12 protein-coding genes and 1 pseudogene are annotated in these 13,093 nt (G+C 70.5%); 4 read left to right on the top strand and 9 right to left on the bottom strand.

Annotated features, from left to right (window positions below):
• Positions 1-7 precede the first annotated feature (7 nt).
• Positions 8-1,723 carry a cation acetate symporter gene (locus NNW99_RS33455; RefSeq protein WP_215122882.1) on the top strand — a complete coding sequence of 572 codons (1,716 nt, stop codon included), beginning with the start codon at positions 8-10 and terminating at the stop codon, positions 1,721-1,723.
• Complete coding sequence (locus NNW99_RS33460; protein ID WP_215122883.1) at positions 1,720-2,928, top strand: sensor histidine kinase; 1,209 nt, start codon at positions 1,720-1,722, stop codon at positions 2,926-2,928. The genes NNW99_RS33455 and NNW99_RS33460 overlap by 4 nt, the downstream gene beginning before the upstream one ends.
• 4 nt (positions 2,929-2,932) lie before the next feature.
• Here the strand turns inward: NNW99_RS33460 and NNW99_RS33465 are convergent, their stop codons facing one another.
• The 5 genes from NNW99_RS33465 to NNW99_RS33485 all read right to left on the bottom strand — a co-directional run bounded on the left by NNW99_RS33465 (position 2,933) and on the right by NNW99_RS33485 (position 7,467).
• Positions 2,933-3,112, bottom strand: coding sequence for a hypothetical protein (locus tag NNW99_RS33465; protein WP_215122884.1), 180 nt, complete (start codon positions 3,110-3,112; stop codon positions 2,933-2,935).
• A gap of 81 nt (positions 3,113-3,193) precedes the next feature.
• A complete protein-coding gene (locus NNW99_RS33470; RefSeq protein WP_215122885.1) occupies positions 3,194-4,144 on the bottom strand; it encodes a cytochrome c oxidase assembly protein in 951 nt (316 codons plus the stop codon).
• 103 nt (positions 4,145-4,247) lie between these two features.
• Positions 4,248-5,273, bottom strand: coding sequence for a 6-phosphofructokinase (locus tag NNW99_RS33475; RefSeq protein ID WP_215122886.1), 1,026 nt, complete (start codon positions 5,271-5,273; stop codon positions 4,248-4,250).
• A gap of 203 nt (positions 5,274-5,476) precedes the next feature.
• Complete coding sequence (locus NNW99_RS33480) at positions 5,477-6,205, bottom strand: type 1 glutamine amidotransferase (protein ID WP_215122887.1); 729 nt, start codon at positions 6,203-6,205, stop codon at positions 5,477-5,479.
• Positions 6,206-6,228: 23 nt separating this feature from the next.
• Positions 6,229-7,467: a MurT ligase domain-containing protein gene (locus NNW99_RS33485; RefSeq protein ID WP_189724382.1), complete on the bottom strand. Its 1,239-nt coding sequence runs from the start codon at positions 7,465-7,467 to the stop codon at positions 6,229-6,231.
• Positions 7,468-7,626: 159 nt separating this feature from the next.
• Here NNW99_RS33485 and def point away from each other — a divergent pair, with 159 nt between their 5' ends.
• On the top strand, positions 7,627-8,172 hold the full coding sequence (gene def / locus NNW99_RS33490; RefSeq protein WP_215122888.1) for a peptide deformylase: 546 nt from the start codon (positions 7,627-7,629) through the stop codon (positions 8,170-8,172).
• A 60-nt stretch (positions 8,173-8,232) separates the two neighbouring features.
• Here the strand turns inward: def and NNW99_RS33495 are convergent, their stop codons facing one another.
• Positions 8,233-8,877, bottom strand: a complete 645-nt coding sequence (locus NNW99_RS33495; RefSeq protein WP_215122889.1) for a TetR family transcriptional regulator — start codon at positions 8,875-8,877, stop codon at positions 8,233-8,235.
• Positions 8,878-9,052: 175 nt separating this feature from the next.
• Between NNW99_RS33495 and NNW99_RS33500 the strand changes: the two genes are divergently transcribed.
• A complete protein-coding gene (locus tag NNW99_RS33500; RefSeq protein WP_215122890.1) occupies positions 9,053-10,279 on the top strand; it encodes an acyl-CoA dehydrogenase family protein in 1,227 nt (408 codons plus the stop codon).
• Here NNW99_RS33500 and NNW99_RS33505 read toward each other — a convergent pair.
• From NNW99_RS33505 to NNW99_RS33515, 3 genes and pseudogenes are all read right to left on the bottom strand, one after another.
• On the bottom strand, positions 10,276-10,797 hold the full coding sequence (locus NNW99_RS33505; RefSeq protein WP_215122891.1) for a cupin domain-containing protein: 522 nt from the start codon (positions 10,795-10,797) through the stop codon (positions 10,276-10,278). The genes NNW99_RS33500 and NNW99_RS33505 overlap by 4 nt on opposite strands.
• A 7-nt stretch (positions 10,798-10,804) precedes the next feature.
• Complete coding sequence (locus tag NNW99_RS33510) at positions 10,805-12,019, bottom strand: cytochrome P450 (RefSeq protein ID WP_215122892.1); 1,215 nt, start codon at positions 12,017-12,019, stop codon at positions 10,805-10,807.
• Position 12,020: 1 nt separating this feature from the next.
• Positions 12,021-13,088, bottom strand: a pseudogene (locus NNW99_RS33515) (type III polyketide synthase); the annotation flags it as partial.
• Between the last annotated feature and the right edge of the window lie 5 nt (positions 13,089-13,093).

Below are 13,093 nucleotides of genomic sequence, written 5' to 3' on the forward strand. Positions count from 1 at the left end.
CCGTCCCATGAACTCCAGCTACGCCATACCCGCCGTCGCCCTGGTCGTCGTCGCGACGGTTCTGGTCGGCGCCTTCGGCCTGCGCATCTCCCGCACCACCTCCGATTTCTACGTCGCTTCCCGTACCGTCGGCCCCCGCCTCAACGCCGCCGCCATCAGCGGCGAGTACCTCTCCGCCGCCTCCTTCCTCGGCATCGCGGGCCTCGTCCTGGTCCAGGGCCCCGAGATGCTCTGGTACCCGGTCGGCTACACCGCCGGCTATCTGGTCCTGCTGCTCTTCGTCGCCGCCCCGCTGCGCCGCTCCGGCGCCTACACCCTCCCCGACTTCGCCGAGGCCCGCCTCGCCTCCCAGGCGGTACGGCGCCTCGCCGGTGCCTTCGTCGTCGGCGTCGGCTGGCTCTACCTGCTGCCCCAGCTCCAGGGGGCCGGACTGACCCTGACCGTGCTGACCGGGGCGCCGGACTGGCTGGGCGGAGTGATCGTCGCCGTCGTCGTCACGGCCACCGTCGCCGCCGGCGGCATGCGCAGCATCACCTTCGTGCAGGCCTTCCAGTACTGGCTGAAGCTCACCGCCCTGCTCGTCCCCGCCCTCTTCCTGGTCCTCGTCTGGCAGCACGACGGAGCCCCGCGCCGGGCCTTCGACGAACCGGCCACCTTCCGCGAGCAGCGCGTCGTGCGCGTGGACGACAGCATCGCCCTCACCCTCGACCGACCCCTGACGGTCACGGTGACCGGCACCGTGGACGGCCGTACCCACACGGACACCCGCCTGGAACTCCCCGCCGGCGCCCACCACATCGAACGCGGCACCCGGCTCACCTTCGCCGCGGGCGCGACCGTCCCGGCGGCCGAGCGCAGCGCCGGCGGCGACCTGTCGCCCTCGCAGGACGAGGGCCGCGGGGAACGCCCGCTGTACGCCACGTACGGGCTGATCCTCGCCACGTTCCTCGGCACCATGGGCCTGCCGCACGTCGTGGTCCGCTTCTACACCAGCCCGCACGGCGTCGCCGCCCGCCGCACCACCGTCGTGGTCCTCGGCCTCATCGGCGCCTTCTACCTCCTGCCGCCCGTCTACGGCGCACTCGGCCGCCTCTACGCCCCCGAACTCACCCTCACCGGAGACCCGGACGCCGCCGTCCTGCTGCTGCCCGACCGCATGATCGGGGGAGTGGGCGGGGACCTGCTGGGCGCGCTGGTGGCGGGCGGTGCCTTCGCCGCCTTCCTGTCCACGGCCTCGGGGCTGACGATGGCGGTCGCGGGCGTCCTCACCCAGGACGTGCTGCCCTCCCGGGGCGTGCGGTACTTCCGGCTCGGGACGGTTCTCGCCATGGCCGTGCCCCTCGCGGCGAGCGTTCTCGTCGGCGGGCTCCCGGTCGCCGACGCCGTCGGGCTCGCCTTCGCCGTGTCCGCCTCCTCGTTCTGCCCGCTGCTCGTCCTCGGCATCTGGTGGCGGCGGCTCACCCCGCCCGGCGCGGCAGCCGGGATGCTGGTCGGCGGCGGCTCCGCCCTGCTCGCCGTCGCCGCGACCATGGCGGGCTACCCGGGCAAGGGCGCGCTGCACGCCCTGCTCGCCTGGCCCGCTCTGTGGTCGGTGCCGCTGAGCTTCCTCACCATGATCCTGGTCTCCCTGGCGACCCCCGGCCGGGTGCCCCCGGGCACGGCGGCCGTCCTGGCCCGCTTCCATCTGCCCGAGGAGCTGCGCACGGAGGTGAAGACGCCATGAGCGGATTCCTGGCGGGCCTGTGCGTCGCCGTGCTCCCCGTGCTGGCCGCCGGGGTCTGGCTGGGCCGGCGCGGCGCACGGGGGGCCAAGAGCCTCGGCGGCCTCGGCACCCCCGTCGAGCACGCCACCTTCGAGACCCTGCACACCGCCTCCCTCGCCGCGCCCCCGCTCCGGGCCGGCCTCACCGAGGAGACCGCCCGCAAGTCCGCCCGCAAACTGCGCTCCCTGCTCGGCACGGACGCCCTCTGCCTCACGGACCGCGAACAGGTCCTGGTCTGGGACGGCGACGGCGCCCACCACCGCGACCAGATCATGGAACGCCTCGGGGCAGCCCTGGACACCGGCCGGGGCGAGGCCTTCCGGCTCACCTGCGACACCCTCGACTGCTCGGTGCGCTGGGCGGTCGTCGCCCCGCTCACCGTCGACGACCGGGTGCACGGCGCCCTCGTCGCCTGCGCGCCCCGTGAGTCGGCGGTCCTGGTCCGGGCGGCCGGCGAGGTGGCCCGCTGGGTCTCCGTCCAACTGGAGCTGGCCGACCTCGACCAGTCGCGCACCCGCCTCATCGAGGCCGAGATCAAGGCGCTGCGGGCTCAGATCTCCCCGCACTTCATCTTCAACTCGCTCGCGGTGATCGCCTCGTTCGTCCGCACCGACCCCGAGCGCGCCCGCGAACTGCTCCTGGAATTCGCCGACTTCACCCGCTACTCGTTCCGCAGGCACGGTGACTTCACCGCCCTCGCCGACGAACTCCACGCCATCGACCACTATCTGGCGCTCGTCAGGGCACGCTTCGGCGACCGCCTCTCCGTCACCCTCCAGATCGCCCCGGAGGTGCTGCCCGTCGCCCTGCCCTTCCTCTGCCTCCAGCCGCTCGTCGAGAACGCCGTCAAACACGGCCTTGAGGGCAAAGCCGATAAATGCAGCATCCAGATCACCGCCCAGGACGCGGGCGCAGAGGCGCTCGTCGTCATCGAGGACGACGGCGCCGGCATGGACCCCGACCTGCTGCGCCGCATCCTCGCCCGTGAGGTCAGCCCCTCGGGCGGCATAGGGCTCTCCAACGTCGACGACCGGCTCCGCCAGGTCTACGGCGACGACTACGGCCTCGTCATCGAGACCGCCCCGGGCGCGGGCATGAAGATCACCGTTCGGATCCCGAAGTACCAGCCGGGCGTGCACTCGGCGGGCCGGCTGACCGGGGAGTGAGCCGTCAGGTGCTGCGTGTGGTCACCACCAGTCCGAGGGTGATCAGTCCCAGGACGACCCAGCCGAACCACAGCCAGCCGTTGCTCCCCAGCGCCACCGTGTAGGCCGTCACCGCGACGAGGCCGCCGAGGGTGAGCACTCCCATGGTCTTGGTCGAGTTTGAACCGTTCGTGGAACCGGGCATCGCAACACCCTCCTCGTGGTCCGATGCCTCCATGGTGCCTGGCGGACGCCCGGTGCGCACGGTCCTTGCGCGAGCGGGCTTTCAGCGCCCCTGCGCGTTCAGCGAGGCCAGGTAGGCGTTGTACGCCTCCAGCTCCTTGTCCCCGTCGCGGTCGGCGGCCCGGTCCTTGCGCCTGGCCTGGCGCTGGTCGGAGGCGTACCACTGGAACAGCAGGGCGATCAGCACCAGCACGGACGGGATCTCGCTGAACGCCCAGGCGATGCCGCCCGCGGCGTTCTGGTCGGAGAGCGCCTCGATGCCGAGCGAGGCGGGCGGGTTCATGAACGTCCCGACCATCGGCTCGGACGCCATCATCAGTGCGATCCCGAAGAACGCGTGGAACGGCATGCCCGCGAACAGCTCCAGCATCCGCATCAGGTAGCCGGGGCGGTGCGGCCCCGGGTCCACGCCCATGATCGGCCAGAAGAACACCAGCCCGACGGCGAAGAAGTGCACCATCATCCCGATGTGCCCCGGCTTGGAGCCCATCAGGGTGTCGAAGAGCGGCGTGAAGTACAACCCGTACAGGCTCGCGATGAACAGCGGGATCGTGAACGCCGGGTGCGTGATGATCCGCATGTACCGGCTGTGCAGGAACATCAGCAGCAGCTCACGGGGGCCCTTACGACCCCGCCCCGCCGTGGGCAGGGCGCGCAGCGCCAGCGTGATCGGGGCGCCGAGCAGGACGAGGATCGGCGACACCATGCTGATCACCATGTGCTGCACCATGTGCACGCTGAACATGACCATGCCGTAGTCGTTCAGCCGGGTGCACATCATGAGCGCGACGGTCAGCACACCGATGACGAAGGCGGCCGTCCGCCCCACGGGCCACTTGTCCCCGCGCCGCACCAGCCGCACGACACCCCACCCGTACAGCCCGAGCCCGACCAGGCAGGCGACGAGAAAGAACGGGTCGGCCGACCACTCCAGCCCTCGTCCCAGCGTGAACGGCGGCAGATCCATGGTCATGCCGTGCCCGCTGTGATCCATTCCGCCGGCTCCTGTTTCGTGGGGGTGTGCAGCAATCTGTCCGCCCACAAGAGTAGAACCGCCCCCGGCCACACAAGTGACCGGGGGCGAAGTTACAGCAACCTCAGAGAACGGTCTCCGCCTCGGCGTACCGATCGTCCGGCACGGTCTTCAGCGTCTTCACGGCCTCGGCCAGCGACACCATCACTATGTCGGTCCCGCGCAGCGCGGTCATCTGCCCGAACTCCCCGCGATGCACGGCCTCCACCGCGTGCCACCCGAACCGCGTCGCGAGCACCCGGTCATAGGCCGTCGGCGTACCACCCCGCTGCACATGCCCGAGAATGACCGGCCGGGCTTCCTTCCCCAGCCGCCCTTCCAGCTCCACGGACAGCTGCCGCGCGATACCCGCGAACCGCTCGTGCCCGTAGATGTCCTTGCCGCCCTCGTCGAACTCCATGGACCCGGCCCGGGGCTTCGCCCCCTCCGCCGCCACGACGATCGCGAAGCGCTTGCCCGCCTCGAACCGCTCGCCGACCCGCTTGGTCAGTTCCTCTATGTCGAAGGGCCGTTCGGGGACGACGATGGCGTGCGCGCCGGCCGCCATGCCGGAGTGCAGCGCGATCCAGCCGGTGTGCCGCCCCATGACCTCGACCACCAGGACCCGCTGGTGGGACTCGGCGGTGGTCTTCAGCCGGTCCAGCGCCTCGGTCGCCACCCCCACGGCCGTGTCGAAGCCGAAGGTGACGTCCGTGACCGCGATGTCGTTGTCGATGGTCTTCGGCACACCGACGACGGGCAGACCGCTGTCCGACATCAGCCGGGCGGCCTTGAGGGTGCCCTCACCGCCGATGGGGATGATCGCGTCGAGGCCGAGTTCCTCGACATGGCCCTTGGCCCGCTCCACACCGTCCCGCAGATGGGAGGGCTGGACCCGGGAGGACCCGAGAATCGTGCCGCCGCGGGCGAGGATGCCACCCACCGCGTCGAGGTCGAGCTTGAGGTAGTCGCACTCCAGGAGGCCCTTCCAGCCGTCCCGGAAGCCGATGACCTCGTCGCCGTGGTCCACGACGGCGCGGTGTACGACGGACCGGATGACGGCGTTCAGGCCGGGGCAGTCGCCGCCGGACGTGAGGACACCAATACGCATAGCCCGAAATACCTTCTCAACGTGGGCCGGGGACCGGACCACGTTGTCCGGCTCGAATTCCCGCCACCCTAGCGTCACGAAGGGGCGGGACCGAACCGCGCGTCCGCCTGCTGGACTACCCCGCTCACCTGTGCGGATGTGCCGTCAGACGGGCTGTTGACCAGCAGGTTGACGCGTACCTCGGGCAGGCTGCGACGCCGTGCCTACGCGGGCGCCTGAGCAGCCGCGATGCGCTCGTCGCGCAGTGCCTCGTACCAGCGGTCGTCGGTCGGCGGCAGCGCGTTGACGTCGAGCGCCAGCTTCAGCAGCAGGTCCGCGATCAGCGGGTTGCGCGCGAGCACGGGGCCGTGCATGTACGTGCCGAAGACGGTGTCGTTGTACGCGCCCTCCGTGCCGTCGCCCGTGCCGTTGCCGTTGCCGAAGCGGACCTGGGCGAGCGGGCGGGCGGTGGGGCCCAGGTGGGTCACGCCCTGGTGGTTCTCGAAGCCGGTCAGCGGGGGCAGGCCGAGGCGCGGGTCGACGTCGCCCAGCACGTCACCGACGCACCGCTCGCCCTCGCCGCGCACCGACACCACGTCCAGCAGCCCGAGGCCGGGCTCGCGCTGGCCGAGGTCGTTGATGAACTCGTGGCCGAGGATCTGGTAGCCGGCGCACACGGAGAACACGATGGCGCCGTTCTCCACGGCCCGCTGCAGACCGCCGTCCCGGCGCAACCGCTCGGCCGCGAGCCGCTGCGGACGGTCCTCGCCGCCGCCGATCAGATAGATGTCGCCGGACGTCGGGATCGGCTGGTCGCTGCGCACGTCCAGCCGGGCCACGTCCAGGCCGCGCTGGTGGGCACGGCGCTCCACGACGAGGACGTTGCCCTGGTCGCCGTAGGTGCTGAGCAGGTCGGGATAGATCCAGACGACCCGCAGTTGGTTGTCGCTCACAAAAGTCCCCTGACGTCTCGTGCTCAGTTGCCGACGCGGCGGCGCAGATCCTGGAACGCCGTGTAGTTGGCGATGACCTCGATCCGGCCCGGCGGGCACGCCGCCACGGCCTGGTCGAGGTTCTCGTAGACCTGGAAGTGCTGGTCGGCGACCTCCAGCCGGACCGCGAGGTCGAGCCTGCGGTCGCCGACGACGCAGATCGGGTGACCGGTCAGACGCGTGTAGTCGACGTCCCACAGCCAGGAGGTGTCGGTGCCGTCGGCGCCGCGCGCGTTCACGGAGAGGATCACCGGGGTCGGCGGCGGGTCGATCAGCGAGAACGTCTCCAGCCAGCCGGCCGGGTTCTTCGCGAGCAGCAGCCGCAGGTCACGGCCCTGGAACTGGACGATGTCGTACCGCCCGGCCACCGCCTGCACCTGGTACATGCGCTCCAGCGCGACCTGCGGCGGCACCCCGAACACGGCGGCGACGGCGGCCGAGGAGGCGGCGTTGGCCTTGTTGGCGCGGCCGGGGAGCTGGAGGTGGATCGGCCAGGCCGAGCCGTGCGGGTCGAGGACGTGGTCGCCGGAGAGCGCCCAGCTCGGCGTCGGACGGCGGAAGCCGCACTCACCGCAGAACCAGTCGTCGCCCGGGCGCTGCATCACGCCACCGCAGGACGGGCAGGACCAGGCGTCGTCCTTCCACATCTGCCCGGCCGCGACCCAGATCACATTGGGGGAGGACGACGCCGCCCACACGACCAGCGGGTCGTCGCAGTTGGCCACGACCACGGCCTTGGAACCCGCGAGCCCCTCCCGCCAGTTCTCGGCGAGCATCCGCGTCTCGGCGGCCCGGTCGAGCTGGTCGCGGGAGAGGTTCAGCAGGGCGATGCACTTCGGGGCGGTGTCCCGGGCGACGCCGGCGAGGTACTTCTCGTCGACCTCGATCACGCCGTAGCGCGCCTCCGAGCTGCCCGCGAGCGCCGAGGTGATGCCGGCCGGCATGTTGGCGCCGAGGGCGTTGGAGACGACCGGTCCGGCCGCTCGCAGTGCCTCGGCGATGAGCCGGGTGGTGGTGGTCTTGCCGTTCGTCGCCGAGACCAGGATCACGTCCAGGTTCTGCGCGAGCCGGGCGAGGAGGTCGGGGTCGAGTTTCAGCGCCACCCGGCCGCCGATCACCGAACCGCTGCCGCGCCCTGCGGCGCGGGATGCCGCTGCGACCGCCTTGCCCGCGGTCACGGCCAGCTTGGCCCGCGGCGAGAGCGGGTCCGAGTTGCCTGCCATCAGTTCTCGATCCTCCTTGCGTACGCGCCGCGCCTTGAAGCCTGACGGCCACGTGGTGTGGACCTCAGCCTATCGAGATCCATTAGCACTCCCGAACCGCGGCACTGTGGCGAACTCGTGTGGGAGGCGCGGACCGACAAGGACCTTACTCTTGCCGCCATGCGACACAGCCCCATCCCCGGCGCCCACGGCAGCGTGAGACCCCTCACGCTGCACGGCGACCCGCTCCTGCACACCCCCTGCGCCGAGGTCACCGACTTCGGCCCCGAACTGGCTCGGCTCGTGGAGGATTTGTTCGCGACGATGTACGCCGCCCAGGGCGTCGGCCTCGCCGCCAACCAGATCGGCGAGTCGCTGCGGGTCTTCGTCTACGACTGCCCGGACGACGAGGACGTCCGCCACCTGGGCCACGTGGTCAACCCGCGCCTGGTCGAGGCCGACGGAGTGGTCATCCGGGGCCCGGAGGGCTGCCTCTCCCTGCCGGGCCTGGAAGCGGGCACGGAACGCCACGACCACGCGGTGGTCGAGGGCTTCACGATGACCGGAGACCCGGTCACCGTCCACGGCACGGGCTTCTTCGCCCGCTGCCTGCAACACGAGTGCGACCACCTGGAAGGCCGTATCTACCCAGACCACCTGACAGGCCGCCGCCACCGCAAACTGATGCGCCAGGTGGCCAGGTCTTCTTGGCGCCGGGATATGTAATTCAGGGGCGCGGGGAACTGCGCGAACAACCCCCACCGGCCGTCAGTCGAGACACGACGGTCAGAACCCCGGACTGCCGACCTTGTCTCCCGCAGCAGCAAGACGCCCCCACAACAGATCAGCCAGACTCCGCACCAACTCGGCACGAGAACAGGGTCGTTCCCCCAGCCACCAGTCCCCGGCCGCATGCATCATGCCGACAATCCCATGCCCCCACACCCGCGCCAGCTGCTGCCCGCCCGGCCCGAGATCCAGCCGGTCCTCGATGACCTGCGCGAGTTCCTCACCCATCCGCCGCAACAACGGCGCACTGTGCTTGCCGACATCGAACCCCTGATCCCCCGGCTGGCTCCCCTCCGCCGGATGCATCAGAAACCGGTACACCTGGGGCCGCAGCTCGATCGCCGTGAGGTACGTGTCCAGCGTCGCCTCGACCCGCTCCCGCCGGTCCGCCGGCGCGTCGAGCGCCGCCCGCAGTGAGTCCAGCAACGCGTCCGTGTGCCGCTTGGCAAGGGCCGCGTAAAGTCCGCCCTTGTCGCCGAAGTGCCGGTACAGAATCGGCTTGGTGATGCCCGCCTCCGCGGCGATCGCGTTCATCGAGGCCTGCGGGCCGTCGCGCAGCACCACCCGGTCGGCGGCCTCCAGCAACTCGCGCCGCCGGCGGTCGGCGGACCGTTGCTGATCGGTCCGCTGCGTGGTGTCCATGTGCTCTCCCCACCCGTGCTGATTCGATGACGCCAGCGCAAACTAACACCCAAGCATGCACCGCACACCGAACGGGTGCCGACCGGTCGGTAGGAGTTGACTTCGACTACCGACCGGTAACAGGATGGTGTTACCGCAAGTAACATGCACGTGTGCCGCCGCTGGAGGGGACGACATGGCCGAGTTCACCATGGAGCTCAACGACGAACAGAAGGAGGTCCGGGACTGGCTGCACGGCTTCGCCGCCGATGTGATCCGCCCCGCGGCGTCCGAATGGGACGAGCGTGAGGAGACTCCCTGGCCGGTCATCCAGGAGGCCGCCAAGGTCGGCATCTACTCCCTGGACTTCTACGCCCAGCAGTACTTCGACCCCACCGGCCTCGGCATACCGATGGCGATGGAGGAGCTCTTCTGGGGCGACGCGGGCATCGCCCTGTCCATCGTCGGCACCGGCCTCGCCGCCGTCGGCGTCCTCGCCAACGGCACCGAGGAGCAGATCGGCACCTGGATTCCCCAGATGTACGGCGACGCGGGCGATGTCAAGGTGGCCGCCTTCTGCTCCTCCGAGCCCGACGCCGGCTCCGACGTCGCCTCCATGCGGACGCGGGCCGAGTACGACGAGGCCAAGGACGAGTGGGTGATCAACGGCACCAAGACCTGGGCGACCAACGGCGGTATCGCCAACGTCCATGTCGTGGTCGCGGTGGTCGACCCCGAGCTCGGCTCCAAGGGGCACGCGTCCTTCATCGTCCCGGCGGGCACACCGGGTCTGGCCCAGGGGCAGAAGTTCAAGAAGCACGGCATCCGCGCCTCGCACACCGCCGAGGTCGTCCTGGACAACGTGCGCGTTCCCGGCTCCTGCCTGCTCGGCGGCAAGGAGAAGCTGGACGAGCGGCTCGCCCGTGCCCGGGAGAAGGCCAAGCAGGGCGGGGAGCGCGTGAAGAACGCGGCGATGGCCACGTTCGAGGCGTCCCGCCCCGCCGTGGGCGCGATGGCCGTCGGCACGGCTCGCGCCGCCTACGAGGTCGCCCTCGACTACGCGAAGACCCGTGAGCAGTTCGGCCGCCCGATCATCGACAACCAGGGCGTCGCCTTCCAGCTCGCCGACATGCGCACGTCCATCGACGCGGCCCGGCTCCTCGTCTGGCGTGCCTCCTGGATGGCGGTCAACGGCAGGCCGTTCACCGCCGCCGAGGGCTCGATGTCCAAGCTGTTCGCGAGCGAGACGGCCAAGAAGGTCACCGGCCAGGCGATCCAGATCCTCGGCGGCAACGGCTACACCAGGGAGTACCCGGTGGAGCGGATGCACCGCGACGCCGCGATCTACACGATCTTCGAGGGCACCAGCGAGATCCAGCGACTGGTCATCGCCCGGACCCTGGCCGGCACGCCCATCCGCTAACGGTGCCTGAGCGGCGTGAGCTGCTCGATGTCGTACCGCGCCCGCAGCTCCTGGATCGCCGCGTGATCGGGCGGGCCCCCACTGCCGAGGATCTCCAGCAGTTCCTCGAAGTACCGCTCGTGATCCGGCGGCGGGCTCGCCTGGAAGAACATCTTCGCGGGTCCGTCCGTCGGGTTGGCGAACGCGTGCGGGCAGCCCGGGGGCACGACGATCACCGTGCCCGGTGTCGCGCGCACCACCCGGTTGCCCGAAGTGGACTCCCACTTCTGCCAGTTGTCGGGGGTGCGGATCCGCGGTTCGAAGGCGAGGACATCCAGCTCGCCTTCGAGTACATAGAACAACTCCTCGCTGCGGGTGTGCACATGGGCGCCGACGTCGAATCCCGGCGGCACGACCACCTCGAAGGTGGAGGCCATGCGCGAGTGCGAGCCGGTCACCTTGAAGGTGACGTGCTGGGCAGGGGCCTGTACCACCCGGCCGTGGCCGGGTGGTACGAGCAGTCCTTCCGTCGCCGTCATGGCCCGTTCACCACGTCACGGGCAGGGCCTCGGGACCGCGGATCAGCGCGCCCTTCCTGAAGGGCACCTCTTCGGCGGGTACGGCGAGCCGCAGGCCCGGAACGCCGTCGAGGAGCGCGTCGACCAGGAGTTGTGACTCCAGCCGGGCCAGCATGCCGCCCGGGCAGTAGTGCGGGCCGAACCCGAAGGACACATGGGGGTTGGGGCTGCGCAGGAAGTCGATCGTCTCCGGGTCCGGGAAGACGTCGGGGTCGCGGTTCGCGGCCAGGTACGACACATAGATCGCGTCGCCCGCCCGGATCCGCACCCCCTTGATCTCCACGTCCTCCAGGGCGATCCGCGACAGGCCGACCGCGTTGCGGTGGGGGATCCAGCGCAGCAGTTCGTCGATGGCCTGGGGACGGATCTCCGGCTCGGCGCGCAGCCGGTCGGCCAGGTCGGGCCGGGTCAGCAGCACGTAGAACATCTGGCCGCTGTTGTTGGTGACCGCCTCGCCGCCGATCTGGAGGAGCACCGCGAGTCCCACCCCCTCCTCCAGGGTGATCTCGCCACGGCCCAGGGCGGCGCCGAGCAGGGACGCGACGTCCTCGCCCGTGCTGCCCTCGCGCACGCCGATCAGATCGGCGAAGTAGGAGCTCATCTCCTGCTTGGCCTTCTCGCTGACCTCGGCGCCGTGCGAGGAGGACAGGATGAACTGGGTCCAGCGGTGCATGTCCTGCCGGTCCGCGGCCGGGACGCCCATCAGCTCGCAGATGACCGCGATGGGGAACGGGCCGAGCACGGACTCCGTGAGGTCGGCGGGCGGGCCGTCCTGGAGCATCTCCTCGACCAGTTCCGCCAGCATGCGGCGGGACCGCTCGCGCACCCGCTCCACCCCGCGCGCCGTGAACGCGGCGGCGACACTGCGGCGCAGCCGGGTGTGGTCCGGCGGATCCAGGAAGCCGACCGCGCCACGGGCCGGGATGAAGTGCGGTGCGAGCCGGGTGACCTGCCGGTCCATGACGGCCTCGCGGCTGAAGCGCGGGTCGTTGGTCACCATCCGGGTGTCGTCGTAGCGGGTGACCAGCCAGGCCCAGCCCTCGCCGTTGGGCAGCTTGATGCGGGTGACCGGGCCCTCGTCCATCAGCCGGCGCAGCACCGGGTCGAAGTCCGCGCCGGACAGATCGAGCGCGGGCCAGTCCCGGACCGGGGGCAGCGTTTCCGTGATCGTCTCTTCGCTCATCTCACATCGTCTCGTCCGCGCGGTGCCAGCGGCCCACGGTCATCTCGGCGGTGATGCCGGGTCCGAACCCGGCGAGCAGCCCGCGTGCCCGGTCCTGGGCGCCGCCCTCCTCGAACAGTCGGCGCAGGGCGTCCAGGACGACACCGCTGGCGATGTTGCCGTACTCGGTGAGCGTGGCCCGGCTGAAGCGGAAGGCGTGCGGGTCGACCTTCAGGAAGGTGCTGAGGTCGTCGAGAATGCGGGGCCCGCCCGCGTGGACTATGTAGAAGTCCAGGTCGGAGGCGTCCCAGCCGTGGTCTCCCGCCAGCTCCTTCAGCGCGGGCGCGAGCGGCTCCATGGTGGCCGGCACCCGCTTGTCCAGCAGGAAGTGGAAGCCGGTGGCCCGTACGTCGTACATGATCCACTCTTCGGTCTTGGGGATCAGGTACGAGCCGTTGCGTTCCAGGCTGACGCCCTCGCCGCCCCGGCCGCGGACCACGGCGGCGGCGATGCCGTCACCGAACAGGCCGTTGGACAGCAGCGAGCCGACACCGATGTCGGTGGGCTGGTAGCACAGCGAGCAGAACTCGCAGGCCACGATCAGCGCGTTGGCCTCGGGGTAGGCCGTGCAGAAGTCGTGCGCCCGGTTGATCGCCGCACCGCCGGCCGCGCAGCCCAGCTGGGCTATGGGCAGTTGCCTGGTGGTCGGGTCGAAGCCCATCTCGTTGATCAGCCAGGCCGTGAGCGAGGGCATCATGAAGCCCGTGCACGACACGTAGATGATCACGTCCACGTCGGTGGTGAGCAGCTCGGCGTGGTCGAGCGCCTCCTGGATGACCGCGGGCACCCGCGCCTTCGCCTCGGCCTCGTAGAGCTTGTTGCGGTCCTCGAACCCGGGGTGTTTCAGGGTCTCCTCGATGGGCTGGACGATGTGCCGCGTGCGTACGCCGGTGTTCTCGATCAGCCTGAGGGCCAGCGGCAGTTGGGGGTGATCGGCGTGGCGCTCCCGCGCCAGCTCAAGCGTCTCCTCCATCGTGATCACGTGCTCTGGAACGGACACCGAGGGTCTGCACAAAGTCGCCATGAACCGTGCCT

Source organism: Streptomyces sp. CRCS-T-1, from assembly GCF_024442335.1.
In the GTDB taxonomy this organism is placed as follows: Bacteria; Actinomycetota; Actinomycetes; order Streptomycetales; family Streptomycetaceae; genus Streptomyces; species Streptomyces koelreuteriae.

Bases quoted from the DNA above. Each gene is read 5' to 3' on its own strand.
- NNW99_RS33455 (WP_215122882.1), top strand. From the start codon at position 8: ATGAACTCCAGCTACGCCATACCCGCCGTCGCCCTGGTCGTCGTCGCG.
- NNW99_RS33460 (WP_215122883.1), top strand. From the start codon at position 1,720: ATGAGCGGATTCCTGGCGGGCCTGTGCGTCGCCGTGCTCCCCGTGCTG.
- NNW99_RS33465 (WP_215122884.1), bottom strand. From the start codon at position 3,112: ATGCCCGGTTCCACGAACGGTTCAAACTCGACCAAGACCATGGGAGTG.
- NNW99_RS33470 (WP_215122885.1), bottom strand. From the start codon at position 4,144: ATGGATCACAGCGGGCACGGCATGACCATGGATCTGCCGCCGTTCACG.
- NNW99_RS33475 (WP_215122886.1), bottom strand. From the start codon at position 5,273: ATGCGTATTGGTGTCCTCACGTCCGGCGGCGACTGCCCCGGCCTGAAC.
- NNW99_RS33485 (WP_189724382.1), bottom strand. From the start codon at position 7,467: ATGGCAGGCAACTCGGACCCGCTCTCGCCGCGGGCCAAGCTGGCCGTG.
- def (WP_215122888.1), top strand. From the start codon at position 7,627: ATGCGACACAGCCCCATCCCCGGCGCCCACGGCAGCGTGAGACCCCTC.
- NNW99_RS33495 (WP_215122889.1), bottom strand. From the start codon at position 8,877: ATGGACACCACGCAGCGGACCGATCAGCAACGGTCCGCCGACCGCCGG.
- NNW99_RS33500 (WP_215122890.1), top strand. From the start codon at position 9,053: ATGGCCGAGTTCACCATGGAGCTCAACGACGAACAGAAGGAGGTCCGG.
- NNW99_RS33505 (WP_215122891.1), bottom strand. From the start codon at position 10,797: ATGACGGCGACGGAAGGACTGCTCGTACCACCCGGCCACGGCCGGGTG.
- NNW99_RS33510 (WP_215122892.1), bottom strand. From the start codon at position 12,019: ATGAGCGAAGAGACGATCACGGAAACGCTGCCCCCGGTCCGGGACTGG.